The organism is Sphingomonas sp. R-74633 (genome assembly GCF_013416555.1).
Classification (GTDB): domain Bacteria; phylum Pseudomonadota; class Alphaproteobacteria; order Sphingomonadales; family Sphingomonadaceae; genus Sphingomonas.
This window is the reverse complement of record NZ_JACCFG010000001.1, coordinates 349,344-374,558: the sequence shown is the minus strand read 5'-3', so window position 1 is coordinate 374,558 and position 25,215 is coordinate 349,344. Positions and strand designations below refer to the sequence as shown.

Sequence of the window (25,215 nt, the reverse complement as noted above, 5' to 3'; positions counted from 1 at the left end):
TCTTACTCCGCCGCGTGCTGGACCACCGTCTCGAAGTCCGCCTCGGCCAGGAAGCGCTCGGCGTCCAGCGCGGCCATGCAGCCCGTGCCGGCGGCGGTCACCGCTTGGCGATAGGTCTTGTCCATCACGTCGCCGCAAGCGAACACGCCAGGCACGCTCGTCCGGGTCGTGCCGGTCTCGACGGTGATGTAGCCGTCCGAATCGAGCTCGATATGGCCACGAAACAGCTCGGTCGCCGGGTGGTGGCCGATTGCGACGAAGCCGCCATCGACTTCGATCTGCGACAGCTCGCCGGTCTCCATGTCCTTCAACTCGATCGCCACGAGGCCCTCGGGATCGCCGCCGCCGATGAAGCGCTCGACCTTCTTGTTCCACAGCACGTTGATCCGCTCATTGGCGAACAGGCGCTGCTGGAGGATTTTCTCGGCGCGGAACGAATCGCGGCGGTGGATCACGGTCACGTCATGGCTGTGATTGGTGAGGTAGAGCGCCTCTTCCACCGCCGTATTGCCGCCGCCGATCACCGCGACCTTCTTGCCGCGGAAGAAGAAGCCGTCGCAGGTCGCGCAGGCGCTGACCCCCTTGCCCTGGAGCAGCCGCTCCGAATCGAGCCCGAGCCACTTGGCCTGCGCGCCGGTAGCGATCACCAGCACGTCGCCCAGATAGACGGTGCCGCTGTCGCCGACCATGCGGAACGGGCGCTGCGTCACGTCGACCTCAACGATCGTGTCCCACATCATCTGCGCGCCGACGTGCTCGGCCTGGGCCTGCATCTCCTGCATCAGCCACGGGCCCTGGATGACGTCGCGGAAGCCGGGATAGTTCTCGACATCGGTGGTGGTCATCAGCTGGCCGCCGGGCTGGATGCCCTGCACGACGATCGGCGCCATGCCGGCGCGCGCGCCGTAAATGGCGGCGGTGAGGCCGGCGGGGCCGGAGCCGAGGATCAGCATGCGAGTCGAATGGGTGGCGGTCATCTAGGCTTCCGAAATGGCTGAGCCCCGCATCTAGGGGCTGGGCAAGGCTTGAGGCAACATGGGTAGTGTAGGCGGTGCCGCAATGGCTGTGGACAACAGCTTTGGCTGGGGCGCCGAAAGCAGGGCTAGCCCGCCACCTCGATCGAGCCGATCGCAATCGTCTCGCCCTCCGCGGCGCCCTGAACCTCGACACGATGAAACACGACGCCGAGATCGGCCAGGTCGAGCCCCTGCGCCTCACGGCGGATCACTTCGCCAACCGGAAGCTCGAGCCGGGCCATGCCGTCGTCGCTATGGTGGCGCGCCGCGGCGATCTGGAACGGGCCGATCGAGCCGAGCAGGCATTCGGGGACCGTGCGCCCCTCCCCGTCCAGGTCGAGATAGAGATCGTAGAAATAGCCGCCGAGCTGACCGGCGCCGCTCAGCGAGACCTGATCGAGCACTATCGTCACCTCATCGGGCACATAGCTGGCGCCACGCGAGCGCTGGAGCGGCTCGCGCTGGTAGCGGCTGCCGCCCAGCCAGATGCCACGATAGGGCACCGGCGCGGGCGCGGCGGCAGCGGGCGGCGGCGCCATCGCCATGGGCGGCGCGGCCTCGACCGGCGCGGGCGGCGGCGCCTCGACGGGCGGCGGCGGGGGTGCCTGGACGATCACGGGGGCGCCGCGCACGGGCGGCGGCACATGCGGCACGCGCACCTCGCCCGAGCGGATCGCGCCGCCGGCCGCCTCGCCCACGGGAAGCTTGAGGTCCGGATAGCGATAGCCGAGCCCGGCCCCGTCGAGCGCCACGTTCCGATCGAGCGCCACGCCCTCGGCATAGTCGAAACGGCCCGCCCAATAGGCGTCGCCCGCCGGCGGCATCGCCCGCCCTTCGCCCGCCGCGCTCCAGGCGGCCCAGAGCCGGTCGACATTGGCGTGATGGACCCAGAAGATCATGTCCGAGGGCGACAGCATCGTCGCCATCCGACCGCCCACCAGATTGTGGACCTTGTTGTGGAAGCCCTCGACCTCCGCCTCGAAACATTCGGGGCTGCCGCCGCGCTGGAAGCCGGTGATCCGCGGCGCGAAGGCGGCAAAGCCCAGCGCCTTGCCCACTTCACCGCCGATGCGCGGCTCGAACAGCGGGTTGGTCGCACTATTGCCGGTGGAGAACTCGGCCGGAATGCGCGGATCGGCGAAATAATCCCAATAGGGCACCCGCAGCGTCGTCGAGCCCGATATCTCGCGCAGCTTTGCTTCGAATAGATGGAGGTAGCCGCGGTGCCAGGCGAGGAAATAGGGCTGGCCGTGCGGGCAATGGTGCATGTGGACCATCGGCCAGAAGCCCCAGCTTGCCGGGCTGTCGGCATTCGGATTGGCCTTCATCCGCCGCACCGCCTCGACGAGGCGCGGATAGTCGGGCGTCCGGCGGAATTCCGCCCAGGGCAGCCGCGGCTGCGCCGGTGCCGTCAGCGCCCAGGCCGGCGCAGCGGCGCCCGCCGCCAGCATGGCAATGATCTCGCGCCTGCTCAGCATTCCCCCCGCCCCCCGATTCGTCCCCGCGCCATCATGACCGGCATGACGCCAAAGGCGAGTCCCCGGCTCCCCCTATGGGTAGTGCCGCCTCCCCCCGTCTGTGGATCGCCGGGCGGCGCCGAACGGGCGATAAGGAGCAGGCGCCCCCCATCCCCCCTGCCGGGCGCCATGCGCGGCGCCTGCCCTTCCGGCGCTGTGACCGGCGGGTGTGCCAGCTCCCCAGCGCGGCACACCCGCTGACGCGCCCAAGGGCGGCCACGAGGAACTGCGTGAAAATGGAGGATCCGATCGTCGGATGGTCGCTTGGTAGCGGAGGAGGGACTTGAACCCCCGACCCCAGGATTATGATTCCCGTGCTCTAACCAACTGAGCTACTCCGCCCCGAAAACCGGGCTTTGCGGCCAAGCGAGGGGGCCACATAGGTCCCGCTTTGCAGTCGGTCAAGCGAACATATGACGCGAATGCGCTTCCCATGGCCCGCCGCGATAATGCCAGCTGGCCAGCCCGGCGATCTCGACCTCGCGCGCCACGAAATCGCGCGACAAGGCCGTCAGCACCGTCTTGGCGAGCACCGGCCGGACCTTGTTCTGAATGGTGACGTGCGGGCGCCAGCGGCCTGCGTCCTGCGGCGTGAGCAGCCCGGCGAACGCCTCGACCAGCCCTTCGCGGATCGTCACCAGCTCGGGCGCCTCGATCCGGTAGGCCACCCCGCCGCCCAGCGACATCAGCCCGGTCACCCTGGCGCGCGGCGCCCGCACCCCGCGCGTCTCGATCGAGAGCCGGTGCTTGAGCTCCTCGGCGACCGAGGGCGGCAGCTGGTGGAACAGCGTCAGATGTGCATCGAGCACATTGCGCTCGGGCGGATAATGCTCGCGGCGCAGCGCGTTGAACCAGGCCTGGTCCTGGCGCCCGAGCAGCGCCGTGACGATCAGCGGCGCCGCGCGTTCGCTCAAATCTCGACCTGGCTGCCCAGCTCGACCACGCGGTTGGTGGGCAGGCGGAAGAACTCCATCGCGCTTTCCGCGTTGCGCAGCATCCAGGCGAACAGCTTTTCGCGCCAGATCATCATCCCCGGCCGCGACGAAGCGAGCAGCGTCTGCCTGGCGAGGAAGAAGCTGGTCTCCATCATCTTGAACTCGGCGCCGCACGTGCTCGCCTGCTTAAGCGCGGCGGGCACATCGGCCTCCTGCATGAAGCCGTACGCCAGGATCATGCGGTGGAAGCCGCGGCCGAGATCGTCGACGATCATGCGGTTCTCGTCCGGGACATAGGGCACGTCCTTGATCTTCACCGTCAGCAGGATCACCCGGTCGTGCAGCACCTTGTTGTGCTTCAGATTATGCAGCAGCGCGTGCGGCACGCCGTCGGGGGTCGACGTCATGAACACAGCGGTGCCGGGTACCCGCGTCGCCGAAGACGCCGCCGACGTGATGAAGATCTTGATCGGCATCGCGCTCTCGCGAAGCCGGTTGATCATCAGCTGGCGGCCCTTCGACCAGGTGGTCAGCAGCGTGAACACGATGAAGCCGACGAGCAGCGGGAACCAGCCGCCATCGGGCACCTTGGTCAGGTTCGCGGCGAAATAGGCCAGATCGACGGTGAAGAAGATCGCGAGCAGCGGGATCGCATAGCGCTTCTTCCACTTCCACAGCTGGAACAGCACCACCGCCAGCAGGCAGTTGTCGATGAACATCGCGCCGGTAACGGCGATGCCGTACGCCGCGGTGAGGTTCGACGAGGTCTGGAAGGCCAGCACCAGCAGGATCACCATGATCATCAGCGCCCAGTTGATGAGCGGGATGTAGATCTGCCCGGCGGTCGAGGCGCTGGTATGCTCGATGCGCAGCCGCGGCACGAAGCCGAGCTGGATCGCCTGCTGCGTCACCGAGAAGGCGCCCGAGATCACCGCCTGCGAGGCGATGACCGCGGCCATCGTCGCCAGGATGACTAGCGGGAACTGCAGCACTTCGGGCGCCAGCATATAGAACGGGCTGCGCAGCGCGTGATGGCCTTCGCGCATCAGCAGCGCGCCCTGGCCCATATAGTTGAGGATCAGCGCCGGCAGCACGAACCACAGCCACGAGATCCGGATCGGCTTGCGGCCGAAATGGCCCATGTCAGCATAAAGCGCCTCCGCGCCGGTCACCGCCAGCACGACCGAGCCGAGCGCCAGGAAACCCTTAAGCGGGTCGTCGGCGAGGAACTGGAAGGCGTGGAGCGGCGACAGCGCCTGGAGGATCGTCGGCGTCTGGATCAGGCTGAGCGTGCCGAGCGTCGCGATCGTCAGGAAGTAGAACAGCATGATCGGCCCGAAGAACGTGCCGACGCGCGAGGTGCCGGTCCGCTGGATCGAGAAGAGCAGCACCAGGATCACCACTGCGATCGGCAGCACCAGCTTGCTGAAACCGGGCGCGGCGACGGCAAGACCCTCCACCGCCGAGAGCACCGACACCGCCGGGGTGATCATCGAGTCGCCATAGAAAAGCGCGGTGGCGAACACGCCGAGCAGCACGATTCCCTGCGTCCAGCGCTTGGGATTGCCGCTGCTGCGCGAGATCAGCGCGAGCAGCGCCAGGCTGCCGCCCTCGCCCTTGTTATCGGCGCGCATGATGATCGTGACGTATTTCAGCGTCACCACCACCATCATCGACCAGAACATCAGGCTGATCACGCCCATGATGTGGAGCGTGTCGAGCGTCAGCTTGTGGTGGCCGTCGAACGTCTCGCGAAAGGCGTAGAGCGGGCTGGTGCCGATGTCGCCGAAGACGATGCCGATGGCACCGATGGCGAGCTTCCACGTCGCATCATGGCCGTGGCCATGCGCGGCGTGCGCGTCGGTTTCTGCCGGAGCCGACTGTGCGGCTCCTTCTGGGGTGATGTTCACGGGCGCGGATGTCGCGTCGGAAAGGAAACGGACCTGGCCATGCGACCTGCGTTCTCGATCTTCTAATTGCGGGCGGGCGGTTAGCACGCGCAGCATATGCAATCAACGAATGTCGTTACGCGGGGATCGACGCGCAAGAGGGCGGCAGGTTCCCTGCCTTGCGCGTCCCCGTCCGCAAAGCCTTTCGTGGCAAGCTGGACCATGGTCGTAGCTCCCCCGTCCCCTCGGGACTTGACCCCGGGTCGCGCTTCTTATGTTCTCCCGTGGCTGCGGCAGCAGACCGGCGGCAGGAGAGACAGCATGAACGCGATCGGCAAAGCGCTGGCGTGCATCCCGGCAATTTTATTGGTGACCTCCTTGGGGATCGGGCAAGCATCCGCGCAAACCACCGCTGGCACCTCCGCCGATCCCACCGCCTTCGCCAGCGGTGCGGACGTGAAGGCTCAGGTCCGTACGATGCTCGCCGAGATGAAGCCCGATCAGGGATTCATGTGGCGCCCGCTGGTGCGCAACGGCGCGACCGTGGCCGCGATCGAGATCTGGAAGAAACCGGGCCGCCCCGCCGTCCACCCGGCCGAAGCGGAATATGCGATCGTAGTGGAAGGCGCCGGCACACTGGTCTCGGGCGGCACCCTGGCCGATCCGCAAACCCGCAACCCAAGCCTGATCGACGGCAGCCGCATCGACGGCGGCACCACCCGCACCCTCGGCCCCGGCGACGTCATCCTGGTCCCTGCAGGGGTGCCGCACTGGTTCGGCATCACCGGCGACCGGCTGGTGCTGCTCGGGATCAAACTGCCTGGGGCGAAGTGAGCGAGCGCTCCGCGCCTACCGCCCCCCGAACAGCGCCTCCGCCTCGCTCCGCGTCGGCACCGCGCGCAGCACGAAGCTCGAGTTGATCGTCACCACCCCGGGCAGCCGCCCGAGATGCTCGCGGTGCAGCCGCTCGTAGTCGTCGAGGTCACGCGCCAGGATCTTCAGGCGATAATCCTGCCCGCCCGAGACCAGCGCGCATTCCACCACGCCATCGATCTGCGCCACCGCCGCCTCGAACCGCGCCAGATCCTCCTCGATCTGCGTGCCGAGCGTGATGTCGACCAGCGCGGTGATCCGGAAGCCCAGCCGCCGATGCCCGAGTCGCGCGCCATAGCCCTGGACATGGCCCGATGCCTCCAGCGCCTGAATCCGGCGCGTGCAGGCCGATTGCGATAGCCCGACCTGAGTCGCGATCGCGCTCACCGGCGCGCGCGCGTCTGCGGCGAGCGATTTGAGGATAGCTGCGTCGATCCTGTCCATGTTGCATGGATAGCTGGAATTTCACGCGATTACACGGATTTCATGCGCAAACCCCACGCCCTTGTCATATCTTTGCAGGGATTCGCCGCCCGCCATGTTATATTCTGCGCGCCAATCGCTTTCACGGAGAGGCTCCCATGCGCATCGGCGTTCCCAAGGAAATCAAGAATCACGAATATCGTGTCGGCCTGACCCCGGCTTCGGTGGCCGAGCTGGTCCATGCCGGACATGAAGTGCTGGTCGAGACCAAGGCCGGCATGGGCATCGATTTCGACGATTCGGCCTACACCGCCGTCGGCGCGAAGATCGCGCCGGACGCCAAGGCCGTGTTCGCCGGCTCGGACATGATCGTGAAGGTCAAGGAGCCGCAGCCGGGCGAGATCGCGATGCTCGAGTCGCGCCACCTGCTCTTCACTTATCTCCACCTCGCCGCCGACAAGCCGCAGGCCGAGGGCCTGATGAAGTCGGGCGCGACCTGCATCGCCTATGAGACCGTCACTTCGAACTCGGGCGCCCTGCCCCTGCTCAAGCCAATGTCGGAAGTCGCGGGCCGCATGTCGATCCAGGTCGCCTCGCACTATCTCGAGAAGGAACAGGGCGGCCGCGGTGAGCTGCTCGGCGGCGTGCCGGGCGTGGCGCCGTGCAAGGTTGCGATCCTCGGTGGCGGCGTCTCGGGCATCAACGCCGCGCAGATGGCCACCGGCCAGCGCGCCGATGTGACGATCTACGACATCAGCAACGAGCGTCTGGCCGAGCTCGACATGCATTTCGGCAGCCAGATCAAGACCGCCTATGCCTCCAAGGCCGCGATCGCCGAGGCCGTGAAGACTTCGCAGGTCGTGATCGGCGCGGTGCTCGTCCCCGGTGCCGCAGCGCCGAAGCTGGTCACCAGGGAAATGCTCAAGACGATGATGCGCGGCTCGGTGCTGGTCGACATCGCGATCGACCAGGGCGGCTGCTTCGAGACCAGCCATGCGACCACGCATGACAACCCGGTCTACGAAGTCGACGGCATCATCCATTATTGCGTCGCCAACATGCCGGGCGCGGTCGCCCGCACCTCGGCCTTCGCGCTCAACAACGCGACGCTGCCGTTCGTGCTCAAGCTCGCCAATCTCGGCGCCGAGGGCGCGATGAAGGCGGACAAGCACCTCGCCAACGGCCTCAACGTCTACAAGGGCAAGATCGCGTTCAAGGCCGTCGCCGACGATCTCGACCTGCCGTACGAGGCTTGGGCGGGCTGAACCGCCTGCCTGCTTGATTGATGCTGATCCCCGGCCTTCGCCGGGGATCAGTTATTGCTTGGTCGCCGCGCCCGCTTCCATCGCTTGCCGCTGCTCCATTTCCTGTAGGAAGGCGTCCAGCGCCAGCAGCCGCATCGCCAGCTCGCGGTGATAGCTCGCGGTCTCCGGCGTCAGCGCCACCGCCTTTTCCCACCACGGCTTGGCCTCAGCGAAGCGATCCGCGCGGATCAGCGCGAGGCCGTAGAAGAAGGGCGGCCCGGGATGGCCCGGACTGAGCGCCAGCGCCTTGTCGAACGCGAACTGCGCGGCCGGCGAGATCTGGTTGCCGTCATGCTCGGCCAGCGCGACGCCGAAACCGGTCCATAGCGCGACATCCTCTGGCACCTTGCGCACCGCGCCCTGCCAAACCGCCACGACCAACTCGGGATTGCCGGTGCGGGCCATGCCGTCGGCCATGTTGGCATAGCTCCAGGCATAGGTGCCGTATTTGCCGAACATCGCGTCGCGCAGGTCGATCAGCCCCTGGTCGACCTCAGCTTTTTGCGTGTTCGGCTTGACCGGATGCCCCGCAAGTCCCGGACTGCCCTGCCAGGTATAGCCGGCCGCGCCGAGCATGATCGCGGTCGCCGGCACCGCCCACAGCTTGGCCGGATAGCGCAGCGCTGCCAGTACGAGCAGCGCGACAAGGGCGATCGCGCCGAGCATCACCCAGCCCATCACGCGGCTCCTTTTCGAAACAGCCGCCGCGCCAGCAACAGGCCGATGCCCAGCAGCAGCAGCGGCGCTATCCACAAAGGCGCGGTCACCCAGCTGAGCGGCGGATCATAAGTGACATAGTCGCCATAGCGCTGGATCAGATAGGTCCGGATCGCCGCGGGCCGCTCGCCCCTTGCGATTCGCTCGCGGACCAAGGCGCGCATGTCGCCGGCCATCTCGGCGTCGCTGTCGGCGATCGACTGGCCCTGGCAAACCAGGCAGCGCAGCGTTTCCATCAGCGCCTTGGCCTCAGCCTCCTGCGTCGGATCGGGGAGCTGGCTATAGGCAAGCGGTGCCGGGGCGCGGTTCGAGTCCGCCCGCGCCGGGCCGGTCGCGAGCAGAGCGAGAAGGATTGCGAGGCGCCTCACTTCGCCGCCTCCAGCTTGCGCAGGATCTCGGGAATGTCGTCCGCGCGGATGTCGCCGATATGCTGATCGACGATCTCACCCTTGCCGTTGACCAGGAAGGTCTCGGGCACGCCCGACGAGCCCAGAGCGATCTGCGCCTTGCCGGTGGGGTCGTCCCCGACCCGCGCATAGGGATCGCCGTTCCTGGCGAGAAAGGCCTGCACGGCCTCGGGCGTGTCGCGGATCGTGATTGCGTCGATCTCGACCCCGGCCTGCTTGAGCTTCATCAGCTGCGGCGCCTCGGCGATGCACGGGATGCACCAGCTGGCAAACACATTGAGCAGCCGCGGCTTGCCCTTGAAGTCTGCGCTCGCCACGCCCGGCTTGCCCGGCAGCAGTGGCTTCATCGCCAGCTCGGGCAGCGGCTTGCCCACCATCGCGGAGTGCACCATCCGGTCCGCCGGTTTGATCAGCCCGCCGGCGACCAGCGCGAAGACCAGCGCGAACAGCGCCAGCGGCGCCCAGAGGAGCAGCCGTCTCACAGCGCGTCCTCCGCCTCGCGCCGCTCGCGCCGTACTCGGCCGACCAGCGAGAGCAGGCCGCCCAGCGCGATCAGGAACCCGCCGAGCCAGATCAGCGTGACGAACGGCTTCCACCACAGCCGCAGCTGCCAGCGCCCCTGCCCGTCACCCTGGCCGATCACGGTGTAGAGCTGGCCATCGAGCTCGGTGGCGATCGCCGCCTCGTTGGTGTTGGTCGGCGGATTGGCGAAGAAACGCTGCTGCGGGAACAGATCGAACGGCGCGGCGCCCGCGCGGGTGGCCTTGAGATGCGCCTCGAGCGCCGACCAGTTCGGCCCGATCGCCGGGCGCACCTCGAGCAGCTCGATCCGATACGGCCCGACGGTGACGTTCTGCCCTACCGAGATCGCCGCCAGCCGCTCGGACTTGAAAGCACTGTCCGCGGCCATGCCGGCGATGCTCACTGCGATACCGAGATGCGCAACGACCATACCGTAGATGTTGAGCGGGGTGCGGCGCAGGTTGCGGCGAACCAGCGGGACAACGCTGGCCACCGCCAGCCCCGCGGCCAGCGCGAGGGTGAGCACCGCCATCCAGTGCTCGGCCCCCGCCAGCACGAAGACCAGCGCGAAGGTGCCGCCCGCTGCGGCTACCGGCACGAGCAGCTTGCCAAGCAGCGTGTTCCACTGGTCACGCCGCCACTTGAGCAGCGGCCCGCAAGCCGTCGCCGCAACGAGCGCCAGACCGACGGGCACCGCCGCCTTCTCGAAGAAGGGTGCGCCGATCGAGAGCTGCACGCCGGCGGCCTGCGCCACCAGCGGATAGAGCGTGCCGATGAAGACGACGCCGAGGATCACCGTCAGCAGCAAATTGTTGAGCACCAGCGCGCCTTCACGGCTCACCAGCTCGAAGGTCGTGCCCTGCTTCACCGTGCCGATCCGCGCCCCGAACAGCGCCAGCGCACCGCCGATGTAGAGGCCGAGAAGGCCGAGGATGAAGGTACCGCGGGTCGGATCGACGGCAAAGGCATGGACGCTGACCAATATGCCCGAACGGACCAGGAAGGTGCCGATCATCGACATCGAGAAGGCGACCACCGCCAGCATCACCGTCCAGGCACGCAACCCGTCGCGAGTGGCGAGCACGCTCACCGAATGGAGCAAGGCGGTCGCCGCCAGCCAGGGCATCAGCGACGCATTCTCGACCGGGTCCCAGAACCACCAGCCGCCCCAACCGAGCTCGTAATAGGCCCAGTAGCTGCCCGCGGTGATGCCGATCGTCAGGAAGATCCACGCCCCGAGCACCCAAGGCCGCATCGCCTTGGCGAAGGCCGGACCGACATCACGCATCAGCAGCGCGCCGACCGCGAAGCTGAATGCCACCGAGAGGCCGACATAGCCGAGATAGAGCGTCGGCGGGTGGAAGGCCAAGCCCGGGTCCTGGAGCAGCGGGTTGAGCCCCTGCCCGTCGAGAGGTGCCGGGCTGACCCGGACGAATGGGTTCGAAGCGAAGGCGAGAAAGGCATAGAAGCCGATCGCGATCGCCGCCTGCGCCCCCAGGGTGGCCGCCAGCGTAGCTGGCGCGAGGCGCCTCTCGAAGATCGCTACGCCCGCCCCCGACACCGCCAGCACGGTGACCCAGAGCAGCATCGAGCCCTCATGGTTCCCCCAGGCGCCGGCGATCTTGTAGATCAGCGGCTTCATCGAGTGGCTGTTCTCTATGACGAGCAGCACCGACATGTCCGACTGAACGAACAACGTGATCAGCAGGCCGAACGCGGCGAGCGCCAGCAGGCCCTGGACGATCGTGACCCGGCGCAGCGCGGTCATCACCATTGCCCCGCCTTCGCCGTCGGCGGCTCTGGCGGCGCCAAAGGCGAGCATCACCTGGACGAGCGCGAAGCCCGTCGCGAGCCACAAGGCGGCGAGACCGGCTTCGGCGATCACTGTTCGAGCGTCTTCGTCTCGTGCATGTTGCCGGCGGCCTGGGGCGGCATGTAGCGCTCGTCATGCTTGGCCAGGATATTGTCGGCGACGAAGCTGCCATCGCCCTGGAACTTGCCCTCGGCGACCACGCCCGATCCTTCCTTGAACAGGTCCGGCGTCACGCCCTTGAACGCGACCGGCACCGTCGCCTGCCCGTCGGTCACCACGAAGCGGATAGAGATGCCGTCGGCGGCGCGGACGATCGAGCCCTTCTGCACCATCCCGCCCAGGCGGACATGCCGGTCAAGCGGGAGCGGCTTCCCCTTCACATCGCCCGGCGCATAGAAGAACGCCGCCTGATCCTTGAGCGCCGACATCGCCAGCGCCGAGGCGCCGAGGATCGCGCCGAGCGCGAGCAGCCCGAGGGTCAGCCGCTGATGCTTGGCCTTCATTCGCGGCCGCTCCGCAGCGCTTCGGCGGCAGCTTCGGCCTTGCGCATCGCGGCAAAGCTCAGCGCGGCAAGCCCGCCGGTGCCGAGCAGCACGATAGCGTACGCGGCAGTGATGAACGGCCAGTGGTTCATGCCGCCGCCATCCGCCGCAGCCGGGCTTCGACCTTCTGCGCGGCGAGGATCGCGCGCATCCGCATCAGCACCACGCCGGCGAAGACCAAAGTGAAGCCGCCCAGCGTGAAGAACAGCGGCCAGAGCATCGACGGCGCGATCTTGCCCGCGAGCACGCTCTCGCCCTGGTGGAGCGTGTTCCACCAAATCACCGAATAATGGACGATCGGCAGCAGCACGCTGCCCGCCACGCCGAACAGCGCCGGCACGCGGCCATCGCCCGAACGCTCGGCGTCGGCACGGTCGAGCGCGATCCAGGCGACATAGACGAAGAACAGCAGCAGCATCGAGGTCAGCCGCCCGTCCCACTCCCACCAGGTGCCCCAGGTCGGGCGGCCCCAGATGGAGCCGGTGAGCAGGCACAGCGCCGCAAAGGTGGCCCCCGCCGGCGCAATCGCCCGCGCCGCGATGCTCGCCAACGGATGCCGCCAGACCAGATAGCTCAGGCACGCGATCGCCAGCCCGCTCCACCCGCCCATGCCCAGCCAGGCGCTGGGGACATGGATGTAGAGGATGCGCGCGCTTTCCTTTTGCACCGCATCGGGTGGCGTCAGCGTCAGCCCCGCCCAGCAACCGAACGCCACCAGCGCCACCCCGGCCCAGAACAGGACCGGCGTCAGCGGCCGCGCAATCTTCAGGAAGCGCGCGGGATTGGCAAAGGCATGCAAGGCAGGCACGCGCGATGACTAGCGAGGTTCTTGGGCGGAATCCATCCAACTTTGCGGTGCCGCCGGCCGGGTCAAATTTCACGAACTACACGCACAGAGCCTAGTAAAATCGGCGTGAAAATTGGCTCGTCGTCCCAGAACCGCGCGGGTCCCGCAACATCGTTGCGCGGCACGAATCCTATATTTCCAACGAGTCAAAGAGCGGCCGGAACACATTTCGGCCGGAAGAGGGAAACAGACGAAATCCTACATTGCAAGGCGCTAGGCGGGGCAGCGGCGCATGACGAAGCTGCGATTGCCTCTGGTTCCCTCGGCCACCCGCTGGAGCGCGTCCAGCGAGCCCTGGCCGACAAGCTTCAGGCTGTCGCCGTCGACCTTGAACACCATCGCGGCATCCGAAGCGCCGCGTGCGCCTTCGATCACGAACGTCGCGATGGAGGAATCCGCCGGATCGCTGTCGATCCGCAACACCGCGAGCGAATTGACCGGCCGCCCGTCGCGGACGAAATCGATCATGTTGCGCGAGAAATCGAGATAGGAATCGTCGCATTCGGCAAGCGTGCGTGCCCAGCGATGGCCGATGATCTCGTCGGTGGCCTTGCCGTTGCCCTGCCCGCAGCCGGCAAGGATCAACAGGCAGAGGGACAGGGCGCGGGGCTTCATGCGCATGGTCTTGCCCGCTTCCCGCTTTGCGCCGCGATAACGGTCGAGGTTAATCAACGGCCTCGGCCCTCCGCGCACGACGATGCCCGCGCCACGCCAGCGCAGTCAGCGCCAGCGTAGCCGCGCCGCATCCCATGACGGTGGGCGCGGGATTCACCGAGACCATGAATATCCAGATGCCGAGCAAGAGCAGCACCGCGCCGAGCGCGAATGCGACAGGGAAGAAGGGCCGCATCACATGCTCTCCGAAAGATAGAGCCGGTCGCCACCCAGCATGATCTGGGTGCCGCGCTGCTGCGCTTCGATCCACGACCCGTATAGCTCGCAGCCATGGTATTCCCGGATCCATGTGGGCTTGCCGCAGCGCGTGCGCAGTTTGGCCGCCCGATCGGGCGCGAGCTGGTAGATCCACAGGATGTCGACGTCCTGGAAGCCGCTTACGGTATAGCGCCGCAGATCGAGGGGCGTGCCATATTGCGCGCCGAGATGTGCTGCCTGGAGGCGCCAGGGCCGCGCGACGAGTTCATCGAGCTCCATCCCTGCAAATACGCCACCGGTTAGCATCGCCCAGAGCAGCGTTACCAGGATCAGCGGATGCGCCCCGGGCGGCAGCAGCCTCAGCCGCCTGAGCAGGAGCCAGGCCAGCGCCGCCAGCGGCAGCAGCAAGGGCCCGATCAGCATCAGCGCGAACAGTTCCAATCGCCTTCTCCAGCGGCTCGCCATCGAAGCTATAGGGCCAGTCGGCTTAGCTCAATGCACCGCCCCCAGATGCCCCAGCTTGTCGGGATTGCGGGTGACATAGATGCCGGTGATCTTGCCGTCCTCGATCGCCAGTGCGGTGGTCTGCAACACGCCGCCCGGCTCGACCGAGACGAAGCCCGGCAGCCCGTTGATCATCCCGTAGCGTATGATCCGCGACTGCTCCTTGACGAAGAAGCGCGCGAGCGAAGTGTAGAGCTTGATCATGTCATCGATGCCGTGGATCGGACGCAGGCCCGCGGGCACCTTGCCGCCACCGTCGGACCAGGTCGCGACATCGTCGGCGAGCAGGCTGCGGAACGCGGTCATGTCGCCGCTGCGCGAGGCGGCGAAGAAGGCGGCGGCGATCTCCAGCCCCTTCTCCTTCGGCATATCGTAGCGCGGGCGCGCGGCGCGGACATGGGTGCGGGCGCGGCTGGCAAGCTGGCGCGTCGCGGCGGGATCGCGGCCGATCGTCTCCGCGACTTCGTCAAAGGCCACACCGAACACGTCATGGAGCAGGAAGGCGGCGCGCTCGAGCGGCGACAGGCGTTCGAGCGCCATCATCAGCGGCAGGGTGACATCCTCCACTTCGTCCTCCTCTTCGACGATCGGCTCGGGGAGCCAGGGGCCGACATAGGTCTCGCGCCGGGCGCGGGCGGACTTGAGCTGGTCGAGACACAGCCGCGTCACTACGCGGCGCAGGAATGCCTCGGGCTCGCGGATCTGGTCGCGGTCGGTATCGAGCCAGCGCAGGAACGCGTCCTGCACCACATCCTCCGCATCGGCGACCGAACCGAGCATTCGATAGGCGATGCGCGCCAGCCGCGGACGCAGCGGATCGAAGCTCGCCGCTGCGTCCGCGCCGGTCATGCTGCCGCCCGGGCGGGCACGGTGCCGTAGAACAGGTCGAAGCCGACTGCGATGCGGTTCCAGCCATTGATCGCATTGATCATCAGGGTCAGCTCCACGCGCTCGGCCTCGCTGAACTGCTCGGCGACTTCGGCATAGAGTGCATCGGGCGCACGGGCCGTGGCAACCAGCGTCAGTGCATCGGTCCAGGCCAGCGCGGCACGCTCACGCGGCGTGAAGCAGGGCGCTTCGTGCCAGGCGCTCAGCAGATAGATGCGCTGCTCGCTCTCGCCTTCCTTGCGGGCGTCGGCGGTGTGCATGTTGAGGCAATTGGCGCAGCCGTTGATCTGCGAGGCGCGGATCTTGACCAGTTCGAGCAGGCTCTTCTCGAGCGTGGGCGCGATGTTGGCGGTGGCGTCGAGCCAGAGCTTCATCGGGCCGGGGGCTGCCTTGAAGGGGTCGAGGCGGGTGGTCATCATGCATCTCCTTTGGGTTTGACGCAGACATGACGAGACAGCCGCGCCCGATGTGACATGCGGCGCGAATTTTTTCGTATTGGCGTGAAAAATCGCCCGTGGGAGCGCCTCCCTCGGTGCCGATCCCCAAGCTGCTCCCCGGCGAAGGCCGGGCCCAGTTGCGATGTCTTTCGATAGGCTCTCGCAACTCGCCAAATACGCTGAGACTGGGCCCCGGCCTTCGCCGGGGAACCGGTAAGTGCCTTTACTTCGCCGACTGCCCGATCGCGTCGGTCTCGCTCGGCGCAGTCGGGATGGCCATGCGCGGCAGCGGCTTGTCGGCGTTGGCGGCGTCGACCAGGAAGGCCGCGAGGATGATCGCGCCCTGGCGCATGTCGGCCGACTTCAGATGGTCATAAGTGTCGAGCTGGGTGTGGTGCACCCGCGTCTCGTAATCGAGCGGGTCCTGGATGAACTGGAAGGCCGGGATGCCGACCGCCTGCATGAACTGGTGATCGGTACCCTCGGTCTTCTGGATCGCCACGGTCGAGGCGCCCATCGAGGCGAAGGGGGCGAGCCAGTCCTTGAAGATCGGCACGACGGCCATGTTGTTCTCGGCATAGATGCCGCGGATCTTCCCCGAGCCATTGTCGATGTTGAAATAGGCGGCGAGGTCCTTGTGGCCGGGCAGCGGCGTGATCGGGAAGCGGGTCGCCCAGCTGTAATAGAATTCGTCGGCGCTCGGCACATGATCCCAGGCCGGACGCGTCGCCAGATGCTGCTCGATATAGGCGATGCTGCCGTACAGGCTCTGCTCCTCGCCGGCCCAGAGCGCGAAGCGGATCGTGCGCTTGGTCTTGACGCCCGATGCCTTGATGATGCGCGCGGCCTCCATCACCATCGCGCTGCCCGCGCCATTGTCGGCGGCGCCGTCGCCCGCCACCCAGCTGTCGAGATGCGCGCCGGCCATCACATAGCCGGCCCTGGGATCGCTGCCCTTGATGTCGGCGATGATGTTATAGGCCTTGGGGTCGCTGTCGTCGAAATGGACGTTGTTCTCGATCTCGAGGCTCGGCGCCTTGCCGATCGAAGCGAGGCGGACGAGGCGGCGATAGTCCTCCGCCGCCATCTCGACGCCGGGCACCTTGGGCGTCTCGCCGACATGGTGGAGATAGCCTTCGCCGTGGACCAGCTTGCCGTCGCTGCGCGAGCGCGAGACATAGGCAACCGCACCTTCATCGGCGAGGAATTTGGCGAGCGCCCGCTCGAAACCGGCCCGCGCCGTCAGCGCTTGCTGCTTGGCGGGATCCCAGGTCGGCTCTTCATAGGTGTCGAGCTTGGCGAGGTCCGCGTCGCTCAGCCGCTGGAAATCGGGCTCCTTCGGCTCGGAGCCGGTGCCGGCCGCGGAGACCAGCACGATCTTGCCGGCGAGCTTGCCCTTCCACTGCGCGAAATCGCCGGCGCTCTTCATCGGCGCGACGATCACCGGGGCGGTCACCGGCCCGTTGGTCGCGGGGGTCCAGGCGATCGGGATGGCGGTGAGCTGGACGGGGCGCGGCGCGACCATGCGCACGCTCGACTTCTCGATCCACCAGCCGCGGCCGAAGTCGAAGCCTTCCTTGTGGACATCGGTGAGGCCCCATTCGCGGAACTTGGCCTGCGTCCAGGCCTCAGCCTCGCGCATGCCCGGCGAATTGGTCATCCGCGGGCCGATCACATCGGCGAGATACTCGGCGGTGTTCATCACTTCCGAATGGCTGGTGCCCTGATCGACCAGCGCGCCCATGGCGGCGGGATCGACGGACTGGGCAGCGGCCGGGACGGCGACGAGCAGGGCAGCGGTGGCGAGGAGGAAAGTGCGCATGGGGCTCCGCGGGAAGCGAGGGAGGATGCGCGAGGCTATTGGTGGGACGTGACCGGTGCAAGCGGCCTTCTTCTCCCTCTCCCCTCCGGGGAGAGGGACAGGGAGAGAGGCAGTGTATCTTGAGCAATGCGCGGCGGGAACAACGGCAGCGTCCAGCCCCTCTCCCAACCCTCTCCCCGGTGGGGAGAGGGCTTTAGAGATCAGCCGCGCCCGATCAGCCGTTGCGCGATGCGGTCGGCGACTTCGCTCTGCGGGTCGCCGGTGCGGGCGCTTTCGTCCCAGACTTCGATCAGGCGCTCGGGGATCTTCCCCACGCGTGCCATCACTTCGGCCATGTTGCCCTGCCCGAGATATTCGAGGCCGACATTGATGATCCCGCCCGCGTTGATCACATAGTCGGGCGCGTAGAGGATGCCGCGGTCATGGAGGCGCTGGCCGTCCGCACGCGTGGCGAGCTGGTTGTTCGCGCCGCCGGCGATGACATTGGTCTTGAGCGCGGCGATGCTCTGCTCGGTGAAGATCGCACCCAGCGCGTTCGGGCTGAGCACGTCGGTCTCGATGCCCAGGATCTCCGAGGCGTCGATCGCCTCGCCGCCGAGCTCTGCCGCCAGCGCCTTGGCGCGCTCGGCATTGACGTCGGCCAGCACCAGCTTGGCGCCGTCCTTGGCCAACAGGCGGGCAACGCCGCCGCCGACCGAGCCGACGCCCTGGATCGCGACGCGCACGCCGGCCATCGAATCGGCGCCGAGGCCGCGCTTCGCCGCTGCCTTGACGCCCAGATAGACGCCGCGCGCGGTGATCGGACCGGGATCGCCCCCTGCCCCGCCTTCGGCGACGGGCAGGCCCGAGACGTGCTTCGTCTGGGTCGCGACGACCTTCATCCGCTCTTCGGACATGCCGACGTCTTCCGCGGTGACGTACTTGCCGTCGAGCGAGGCGACGGCGCGGCCGAACGCTTCGAGCTGCGCAGTGGTGACCGTCGCGCCCGGCTCGCTCGCCAGGATCACGCCCTTGCCGCCGCCGAGCGGCAGATTGGCCATCGCATTCTTGTAGCTCATGCCGCGCGACAGGCGCAGCGCGTCGGTGATCGCGGCGCGGTGATCGGCATAATGCCAGAAGCGCACGCCGCCGGCCGCCGGGCCGAGCTTGGTGGAGTGGACTGCGATGATGGCGCTCAGCCCCGATTCGCGGTCGCTGAACAGGTGGACGCCCTCATGGTCGTCGAAATCGGGGAAGCCCCAGTCGGTGATCAAGCGCTACATCCTGCGGAGAGTGCCGCACGTCTGTGTGCCGCGCGCGGTCACGAAGGGAAGAAATGGGGCGGATGACGGGACTTGAACCCGCGACCCTCGGTACCACAAACCGATGCTCTAACCAACTGAGCTACAACCGCCACGAAGAAGGCGCGCTTAGCGGGGGTCGCCGCGGAGCGCAAGATAATTGCCGAGATATTTTGGCGCTTATCCGCGTGAAATTCTTACGGCCTCCTCGGGCGTGGTGCAGCCCTCGCGGACCAGCGCGCGCGCGGCCGAACCAAGGTTGGGCGCACGCAGGAAGGCATGGCTCGCCAGGATCGCCTCGTCGCCGCCGTCGTTGATCAGGCGGCGGATCGCGCCATCGGCGATGATCGCCTCGAACACGCCGGTCATTCCCGCAAAGCCGGTGCCCTCGCAGTTTTCGCAGCCGACGGGCGCGAACACGATCGCCCCCGAATCGAAGCCGAGCAGCGCGGAGACCGACCCCTGCGCCTGCACCGGGCGGCGGCAATCGGGACAGAGCCGGCGCACGAGACGCTGGGCGAGCACGGCGGCGACATTGGAGGCGAGGCGGAAGGGCTCAACCCGCCAGTCACGCATCCGGCGGATGGCGGACACGGCATCGGGCGCATCGATCCCGGCGAAGACAAGATGGCCGCCCTCCGCAGCTTCTGCAACGGCAGCGGCGGCCTCGCGACCCTCGAGCGTATCGAGCGCAATCACGTCCGGATCCTGCTCAAGCGCGGCACGGATCGCGGCAGCACCGGCGACGCCGTCGATAGTGGTGGCGCCTTCCACCGATGGCGTGCCGATCGTCGCGATATGGCGGGGCGATCCGGCGAAATGGCGGAGCAAGGTGGCGATGGTCGTGCTGCGGCCCGAACCGGCCTGCCCGGCGACGAGCACCAGCCCGCCGCGGCGCAGCGCGGGCAGCAGCGCATCGACCTGTTCACGGCGCATCCCGATCGCCTCGAGCGCGCGCTCGCGCCGCTCGCCGCCATCGAGGCGCAGCACGATCCGCTCGCCGTCTTCCCGCACGAGCAGCGCCGCGCCGGGCGCGTCGCGGAAGCCCGCGGCCAGCGCTGCGTCGACATGATAATGGCGCGGCTCGGTGAGTTGGCCGGCGATGCGCATCCGCACTACGGTGGATGCGGGGCTGATCTCGAGATGGATGTGCGAGGCGCGGCGGCGGCGGGCCTCGGCAAGCAGCGCATCGACGGGCGATTCGGCGCGCGAGGCGGAAAGCAGCGGCGGCGGCGGCGTTTCCGCCACGGGCGCCAGCGTTTCAGCTTCCACGTCCATCATATCCCCTTCTGCGGATCGTCACGCGCTAGGCACGTCATGTGACACGGCGCTTGCGTTTTTATGACGGTTTTGCGTCATACTGGCGCAGCGCGATGGCTTTTGGCAGAAAGCCGCGATGCAGAGTGCCGCTTCTCCCCTCGTCAATCTCGGTTCGGGGTTTTCGTCCGAACCCATCGTCGATCACATCATGGCGTGGCCCGGCGTACAGCGCGTGCCGCACCCCAAGGTCCAGATGTTCATCGCCAAGAACTTCCTGGAGCCCGAGCTGTGCGAGCTGCTGCGGATCAAGGTGGATGCCGAGCGGCGCCCCTCGACCATCGCCGACGCCAATGACGATTATGCCTTCCGCACCAGCGAGACCTGCGACTTCAGCGCGAAGGACCCGGTGGTGATGGAATTGAAGCGGCGGATGACCGCCTTCACCGGGCTCGATCCCAGCCACGGCGAGCCGATGCAGGGCCAGCGCTATGAGGTGGGCCAGGAGTTCAAGGCGCATACCGACTATTTCGAGCCGCAGGGCGCGGACTATCAGAAATATTGCGGCGTCGCGGGCCAGCGCACCTGGACGGTGATGCTCTACCTCAACGACGTCGAGGCCGGTGGGGCGACGCGGTTCAAGGCAATCGACAAGATCGTCCAGCCTGAGACCGGCAAGGTGCTCGCCTGGAACAATCTGCGCCCCGACGGCACCCCCAACCCCAGCACCATCCACCACGCGATGAAGGTGCGCGCCGGGCTCAAATACGTCGTCACGCAATGGTATCGCGAGAAGCCCTGGGGCTGGTGAGCCGAGGGTCGGAACAGACTAGCCCCAAAAGAAAAGGAGCGGCGCCGCATGTGCAGGCCGCTCCCTGTCTTTGCGCCCCTGCCCTCGGTCAGAAGGTGGTCGAGACCGAGACGTTCAGCGTCGTGCCGGGGGTATAGCGGTTGTAGATAACCGTGTTCTTCCCGTTCGACTGGGTTTCCTTGTACTTCCGGTTCGTGAGGTTGCGGGCCTCGAACTTGAGGTCGAACTGCTGACCGGCAAGCTTCACGCCCTGGCGCGCCACGAAATCGAGGTTGAACCCCGGATATTCGAACACGTCCGGCTGGCCCGAATTGGCCAGGCCGCGGCTGGTGACGCGCTTGCTGGCGTAGGAGAGGATGAAGGTCTGCTGCGAGAGCGAGGCCTTGTCCTCCAGACCGACCTGGAAGTTCACCAGGTGATCCGACTGGCCGGTGAGCGGCGCGCCATCCTTGAAGAAGTCGGTCGCGAGGTTCGACGACGAGCCGAACACCGAGACGCCGTCGCCGGCATTCACCTTCAGTTTGGACTTGGTGAAGGTGTAGTTGGCGATCGCGATCAGGCTGCGCTCCCCGAACATCAGCCACTTCTTGTTCACTTCGAACTCGGCGCCGTAGAGATCCGCCTTGGGCGCGTTGGCGAAGCTGGTGACGAAGGCGTCACCCGAGATGTAGGCCTCGATCGGATTGTCGATGCGCTTGTAGAAGCCGGCGAGCGTGATGCGCTGCTCCGGCGCGATATACCATTCGTAGCGCGCCTCGAGGTTCAGCAGCTGGCTGTCCTGGAGGAACGGGTTGCCGCGATACTGGCGGTTGGTGTCGGGGTCGAAGTAGAACTGGTAGACCAGCTCGCGGAACTGCGGCCGTGCGATCGTCTTCGAGGCGTTCACGCGGAACTGCATGCCCGGCTGGAACTGCCAGGTCAGCGTGCCGCTGGGCAGCCAATAGTCATTGTCGAGATTGGTCGCCGCGGTGCTCGCGCCCACGGTGTTGAACACCTGGATCGGCGAAACGACCAGCTTGGCGGTCTCATAGCGGATGCCCGCATCCAGCGAGAGCTCCGACGTGATCTGCCAATTCTCGCGGAAATAGGCGGCATGGTTGTCGAGGCTGGCGGCAAAGGCCGGATTGCCTTCGTTCGTCTCGATCAGATTGACGTCGTAATAGTCGATGATCGCGCTGCCGAGCAGCAGATCCGGCCGCAGCATCGCCACGCCGCCGGGCAGCGGGGTGGACGCGCTGAACTGGAAGTCACGGCGCGAACTGGTGCGGTGGGTGTTGAGATAGGCATAGCCCACCGCAAGGCTCAGATTGGGATCGAGCTTCCAGGTGAGATCCGCGCCGCCCGACCAGAGATTCTCGTTGAGCGACGAGTAGCTGACCGTGGCGTCGCCGCCATTGCCGTTGTTGAGGCGGTTGACGAAGTACGCGCCGTAAAGGTCGGCAGCAGCGTTGGTGCGGACATATTCGAACGAGAATTCGTCCGGCGCCTCGCGCTTGGTGTTGGCATAGCTGCCGCGCACGTCGAGGCTGAACTCGGGGCTGAGCTTGAACTCGCCGACAACCTGCGTGTCGACCAGCTGGCGCTCATACCAGGCGGTGTCCTGCTGCATGATGTCGGTGTCGGTGCCGTGGCGCTGGCCAAGGCTCAGACGCGCGCGCTTCAGCGTGTCGTGGACATAGAGGTTGGTCCAGCGGATCTTGTTGTCGCCGAACTCGACGCCGACGCCGAGCAGGCCGTTCACCACGACGCGATTGTCGGTCGAGACGCGCTCGAAATTGCTCTCGAGGCTCGACAGATCGCTGGTGAGCGAGGTCTGCTGGGTGGAGTCGCGGGTCGTCCACTTGCTGCTGATGCCGGCGGTGGCGATCAGGCCGAGCCGCACGTCACCCGCATCATAGGTGGTGCCGCCCGAGAAATTGGCCGACCAGTTCGGGCCGATGCTGCTGTTCTTCTGGACCAGCGAATTGTTGGCGTTGACCAGCTGCCCGGCGATCGCCTGGCTGTTGACGGTGCCCGAGCTCAGCCGGTTGCCGCTGGAGAAGAAGGCGCCGAGTGCCGGCGGCAGATCGCGCGTGCCGTCGTCATAGCCGCTCCAGTCATAGCCGCCGCCCGAATAGACATAGCCGATATGGCCGGTCGTCACGAGATTGGCGCCCATGCCGCCGCTCAGCGTCAGGAAGCTTTCCTTGGGCAGAGAATTGGTCGTGAGGTTGATCACGCCGCCGCCGAACTCGCCCGGATAATTGGCCGAATAGCTCTTCTGGACGAGCGACGACGAGACGACGTTGGTCGGGAAGATATCAAGCGGAACGACGCGCTTGAGCGGTTCGGGGCTGGGCAGCGGCGAGCCGTTGAGCAGCGCCAGCGAATAGCGATCGCCGAGGCCGCGGACATAGACATAGCCGTTGCCGACCACGCTGAGGCCGGTGACGCGGCTGAGCGCGCCTGCGATGTCGCCTTCGCCGGTGCGCGCGATGTCGGCGCTCGACAGCACCGAGACGACCTGCGGCATGTCGCGGACGACATTGGTGCGGCGGCCGGTGACGACGATCTCGCCCGGGACGGAGACGTCCGGAGCGGGCTCTTCCTGCACGGCGGGATCGGCGGCCTGATCCTGGGTTTCAGCAGTGGTGCCGGTGCCAGGCTGCGCGCCGGCCGGATCCGGCGAAGTCGTCTGCGCCCAGGCGAGCGACGGCGCGACGAGCGCGGAGGTAAGTAGCAACAGGCGGGCGAGCCCCATCGGCTTCGTCATGTGAAACCCCCAAATTCAAATCCTGAGAGGGGCGGAGCGCCGCCGCATGGCCGCGCTCCGCCCCCAATCCGTCAGCTGGCCTTAGTTGGTCGGCAGCGACAGGCAGTTGCGGCCCGCAGCGGTCGTCGTATCGAACGCGGCGTAGCCCGAGTTGCAGGTCCAGCCCTTGTACCAGTTGTCGTTCGCGTCCTTCACGGCACCGATGTAGGTCGTGGTGTCGAAGAAGGGGTTCCAGGTCTTGACGTCGAAGCCGGCGACGGCCGCTTCGGTCGCGCCATTGATGAACAGGCTGGTCAGCGACGGGACGAACGTGTCGCTGTTGGCGTTCGCGCCCGCACCGAAGCTCGCCGAGACGTTGGCAACGCTGAAGCTGCCGGTCGCGAGGTACTTGGTGGCGTTGCACTGCATCACCACTGCGCGGGCGAGCAGCGTGGCCGGGGTCGCACCCGAGCCGTTCATGCGCAGGCACTCGTTGTTCGGCGACACGATGATGCCGTTGCCCCAGCGGATGTCCGAATTGCCGCGGACCAGGGTCGAACCCTTGTCGCCCGAGCCTTCGTTGTTGCTGCTGACGCTCGGCTGGATCGCCGTGAAGTTGACGATGTCGGTCTTCTGGCGCGGCGCGTCGGTCTCGAAGCCGTCGCTGTCGATCTCCATCAGCGCGTCGCCCTGACCCGGACGCTGCAGCAGCAGCAGGTACTGGAAGGCGCCCTGGAGGCCGGTGTCGATGTCGAGGCTGTCGTCATCGGCGCCCGAAGCGATGTAGTGCTTGAAGTTGACGGTACCGCCGAAGAACTCCGCGCCGTCGTCCGAGCTGTTGTGGCTCTGGAAGAAGTCGAGCGTGGTGCCCGAACCGGTGCCTTCGGTGGTGAGCGACTGAAGCTCCTTGTCCGCGCCGAGCACATAGCCCGAGTAGCGGATCTGGACGTACTTCACGCTACCGGCGTTGTAGGTGTCGTCGGTGCCGCCGAACACGGCCGGATCGGCCGAGCCTTCGGTCTGACGCTCGCAGGTGCCCGCGCCGGTCGAACCGGTGGTGCAATCGGTGATCTTGGCGCGGCCCATCAGCACGACGCCGCCCCACTGACCGATGGTCTGGTCGTTGTTGAGGCCGAGGATGTTGTCACGGCTGGTGAAGATGATGGGCGCGGTGGCGGTGCCAACGGCGTTCAGCTTGTTGCCGCGATTGACTGCGAGCCACGACGTACCGGTGCCGCCGAACACGATCACGCCCGGCTCGATCGTCAGGGTGACGTTCGTGTCGGCGGTCAGGTTGCCGCCGGGCAGCGTGATGCCGTTGGCGGTGGTGCAGGTCGCGGTGGTGCTGGCACGCGGCGCAGCGGTCGTCGGAGCGACGATGCCGCCATCGCAACCGACGTCGACGCGGCCGCTCATCTGGTAGACGAGGCCGGCGATCTTCGGCAGCGTGATGCTCTTGGCGATCATCGACGGCAGCGTGCAGACGCGCCACTGGCCGGTCGGGCCGGTGATCGTGCCGGCGTCGGTCAGGCCCTTGGGATCGGCGATCGTCGGGCAGCCCGTGGCCGGCGTGACCAGCGCGGTCGTCGGCGTCGGCGTGGGCGACGGGGTCGGGGCCGGCGGGTTGTTGATAATGACGTTGCCGCCGGTGCCCGGCGAGGCAATGTCGTTCGCGCCATCGCACGCCGCCAGGGCGGCGCAAGCAGTTGCGGTCATCATGATGAGGCTGACGCGTTTGAAGCTGGCCATAGGATCTCCGTTCCGGCGGACGCCGGGTTGCACGAATTCTGAAACAGTGTGCGGGATC

The 25,215-nt window shown here is 67.0% G+C and carries 25 protein-coding genes and 2 tRNA genes; 3 read left to right on the top strand and 24 right to left on the bottom strand.

Annotated features, from left to right (window positions below; genetic code table 11):
• Positions 1–2: 2 nt before the first annotated feature.
• The 5 genes from trxB to HZY97_RS01760 all read right to left on the bottom strand — a co-directional run bounded on the left by trxB (position 3) and on the right by HZY97_RS01760 (position 5,372).
• Entirely contained in the window at positions 3–977 is a 975-nt protein-coding gene (trxB, locus tag HZY97_RS01780; protein ID WP_180140001.1) for a thioredoxin-disulfide reductase, read from the bottom strand.
• 125 nt (positions 978–1,102) lie between these two features.
• Positions 1,103–2,494, bottom strand: a complete 1,392-nt coding sequence (locus HZY97_RS01775) for a tyrosinase family protein (protein ID WP_180139998.1) — start codon at positions 2,492–2,494, stop codon at positions 1,103–1,105.
• A 304-nt stretch (positions 2,495–2,798) separates the two neighbouring features.
• Positions 2,799–2,875 (bottom strand) — tRNA-Met (locus HZY97_RS01770).
• A gap of 59 nt (positions 2,876–2,934) precedes the next feature.
• A complete protein-coding gene (locus tag HZY97_RS01765; RefSeq protein WP_180139995.1) occupies positions 2,935–3,447 on the bottom strand; it encodes a 2'-5' RNA ligase family protein in 513 nt (170 codons plus the stop codon).
• Entirely contained in the window at positions 3,444–5,372 is a 1,929-nt protein-coding gene (locus tag HZY97_RS01760) for a potassium transporter Kup (protein WP_373684303.1), read from the bottom strand. Before HZY97_RS01760 ends, HZY97_RS01765 begins: the two co-directional genes overlap by 4 nt.
• Positions 5,373–5,678: 306 nt before the next feature.
• On the opposite strand from HZY97_RS01760, the gene HZY97_RS01755 reads away from it, so the two are divergent.
• The gene (locus tag HZY97_RS01755) at positions 5,679–6,191 is read left to right on the top strand and encodes a cupin domain-containing protein (protein WP_180139993.1); all 513 of its coding nucleotides are present in this window, start codon (positions 5,679–5,681) and stop codon (positions 6,189–6,191) included.
• Between the two features lie 15 nt (positions 6,192–6,206).
• Here the strand turns inward: HZY97_RS01755 and HZY97_RS01750 are convergent, their stop codons facing one another.
• Positions 6,207–6,674 carry an Lrp/AsnC family transcriptional regulator gene (locus tag HZY97_RS01750; RefSeq protein ID WP_180139990.1) on the bottom strand — a complete coding sequence of 156 codons (468 nt, stop codon included), beginning with the start codon at positions 6,672–6,674 and terminating at the stop codon, positions 6,207–6,209.
• A 137-nt stretch (positions 6,675–6,811) separates the two neighbouring features.
• On the opposite strand from HZY97_RS01750, the gene ald reads away from it, so the two are divergent.
• Positions 6,812–7,918, top strand: coding sequence for an alanine dehydrogenase (ald, locus tag HZY97_RS01745; protein ID WP_180139987.1), 1,107 nt, complete (start codon positions 6,812–6,814; stop codon positions 7,916–7,918).
• Positions 7,919–7,969: 51 nt separating this feature from the next.
• Here ald and HZY97_RS01740 read toward each other — a convergent pair whose 3' ends face one another.
• From HZY97_RS01740 to HZY97_RS01665, 16 genes are all read right to left on the bottom strand, one after another.
• On the bottom strand, positions 7,970–8,635 hold the full coding sequence (locus HZY97_RS01740; protein WP_180139984.1) for a cytochrome c biogenesis factor-like protein: 666 nt from the start codon (positions 8,633–8,635) through the stop codon (positions 7,970–7,972).
• Positions 8,635–9,042, bottom strand: coding sequence for a cytochrome c-type biogenesis protein (locus HZY97_RS01735; RefSeq protein ID WP_180139980.1), 408 nt, complete (start codon positions 9,040–9,042; stop codon positions 8,635–8,637). Before HZY97_RS01735 ends, HZY97_RS01740 begins: the two co-directional genes overlap by 1 nt.
• Complete coding sequence (locus HZY97_RS01730; protein WP_180139977.1) at positions 9,039–9,563, bottom strand: DsbE family thiol:disulfide interchange protein; 525 nt, start codon at positions 9,561–9,563, stop codon at positions 9,039–9,041. Before HZY97_RS01730 ends, HZY97_RS01735 begins: the two co-directional genes overlap by 4 nt.
• Complete coding sequence (locus tag HZY97_RS01725) at positions 9,560–11,488, bottom strand: heme lyase CcmF/NrfE family subunit (RefSeq protein ID WP_180139974.1); 1,929 nt, start codon at positions 11,486–11,488, stop codon at positions 9,560–9,562. Before HZY97_RS01725 ends, HZY97_RS01730 begins: the two co-directional genes overlap by 4 nt.
• Entirely contained in the window at positions 11,485–11,919 is a 435-nt protein-coding gene (gene ccmE, locus HZY97_RS01720; protein ID WP_180139971.1) for a cytochrome c maturation protein CcmE, read from the bottom strand. Before ccmE ends, HZY97_RS01725 begins: the two co-directional genes overlap by 4 nt.
• A complete protein-coding gene (locus HZY97_RS01715) occupies positions 11,916–12,050 on the bottom strand; it encodes a heme exporter protein CcmD (RefSeq protein WP_180139968.1) in 135 nt (44 codons plus the stop codon). Before HZY97_RS01715 ends, ccmE begins: the two co-directional genes overlap by 4 nt.
• A complete protein-coding gene (gene ccmC / locus HZY97_RS01710) occupies positions 12,047–12,766 on the bottom strand; it encodes a heme ABC transporter permease CcmC (protein ID WP_180139965.1) in 720 nt (239 codons plus the stop codon). Before ccmC ends, HZY97_RS01715 begins: the two co-directional genes overlap by 4 nt.
• Positions 12,767–13,018: 252 nt before the next feature.
• Positions 13,019–13,420 (bottom strand): hypothetical protein, encoded by a 402-nt coding sequence (locus HZY97_RS01705; RefSeq protein ID WP_180139954.1) that lies wholly within the window; start codon positions 13,418–13,420, stop codon positions 13,019–13,021.
• Positions 13,421–13,469: 49 nt separating this feature from the next.
• Complete coding sequence (locus HZY97_RS01700; RefSeq protein ID WP_180139952.1) at positions 13,470–13,655, bottom strand: hypothetical protein; 186 nt, start codon at positions 13,653–13,655, stop codon at positions 13,470–13,472.
• On the bottom strand, positions 13,655–14,119 hold the full coding sequence (locus tag HZY97_RS01695; RefSeq protein WP_180139949.1) for a hypothetical protein: 465 nt from the start codon (positions 14,117–14,119) through the stop codon (positions 13,655–13,657). The genes HZY97_RS01700 and HZY97_RS01695 overlap by 1 nt, the downstream gene beginning before the upstream one ends.
• A gap of 51 nt (positions 14,120–14,170) precedes the next feature.
• Positions 14,171–15,031 carry a sigma-70 family RNA polymerase sigma factor gene (locus HZY97_RS01690; RefSeq protein ID WP_180139946.1) on the bottom strand — a complete coding sequence of 287 codons (861 nt, stop codon included), beginning with the start codon at positions 15,029–15,031 and terminating at the stop codon, positions 14,171–14,173.
• Complete coding sequence (locus HZY97_RS01685) at positions 15,028–15,486, bottom strand: carboxymuconolactone decarboxylase family protein (RefSeq protein WP_180139943.1); 459 nt, start codon at positions 15,484–15,486, stop codon at positions 15,028–15,030. Before HZY97_RS01685 ends, HZY97_RS01690 begins: the two co-directional genes overlap by 4 nt.
• Positions 15,487–15,730: 244 nt before the next feature.
• Positions 15,731–17,329 carry a M20/M25/M40 family metallo-hydrolase gene (locus tag HZY97_RS01680; protein WP_180139940.1) on the bottom strand — a complete coding sequence of 533 codons (1,599 nt, stop codon included), beginning with the start codon at positions 17,327–17,329 and terminating at the stop codon, positions 15,731–15,733.
• 200 nt (positions 17,330–17,529) lie between these two features.
• Positions 17,530–18,582, bottom strand: a complete 1,053-nt coding sequence (locus tag HZY97_RS01675) for a Glu/Leu/Phe/Val dehydrogenase (RefSeq protein WP_180139936.1) — start codon at positions 18,580–18,582, stop codon at positions 17,530–17,532.
• 63 nt (positions 18,583–18,645) lie between these two features.
• Positions 18,646–18,722 (bottom strand) — tRNA-His (locus HZY97_RS01670).
• A gap of 67 nt (positions 18,723–18,789) precedes the next feature.
• The gene (locus HZY97_RS01665; protein ID WP_180139933.1) at positions 18,790–19,887 is read right to left on the bottom strand and encodes a GspE/PulE family protein; all 1,098 of its coding nucleotides are present in this window, start codon (positions 19,885–19,887) and stop codon (positions 18,790–18,792) included.
• 118 nt (positions 19,888–20,005) lie between these two features.
• On the opposite strand from HZY97_RS01665, the gene HZY97_RS01660 reads away from it, so the two are divergent.
• Positions 20,006–20,677 (top strand): 2OG-Fe(II) oxygenase, encoded by a 672-nt coding sequence (locus HZY97_RS01660; RefSeq protein ID WP_180139931.1) that lies wholly within the window; start codon positions 20,006–20,008, stop codon positions 20,675–20,677.
• An 88-nt stretch (positions 20,678–20,765) separates the two neighbouring features.
• Here the strand turns inward: HZY97_RS01660 and HZY97_RS01655 are convergent, their stop codons facing one another.
• Positions 20,766–23,429, bottom strand: a complete 2,664-nt coding sequence (locus HZY97_RS01655) for a TonB-dependent receptor domain-containing protein (protein ID WP_180139929.1) — start codon at positions 23,427–23,429, stop codon at positions 20,766–20,768.
• Positions 23,430–23,510: 81 nt separating this feature from the next.
• Positions 23,511–25,157, bottom strand: a complete 1,647-nt coding sequence (locus tag HZY97_RS01650) for a hypothetical protein (protein ID WP_180139926.1) — start codon at positions 25,155–25,157, stop codon at positions 23,511–23,513.
• Positions 25,158–25,215: the final 58 nt, after the last annotated feature.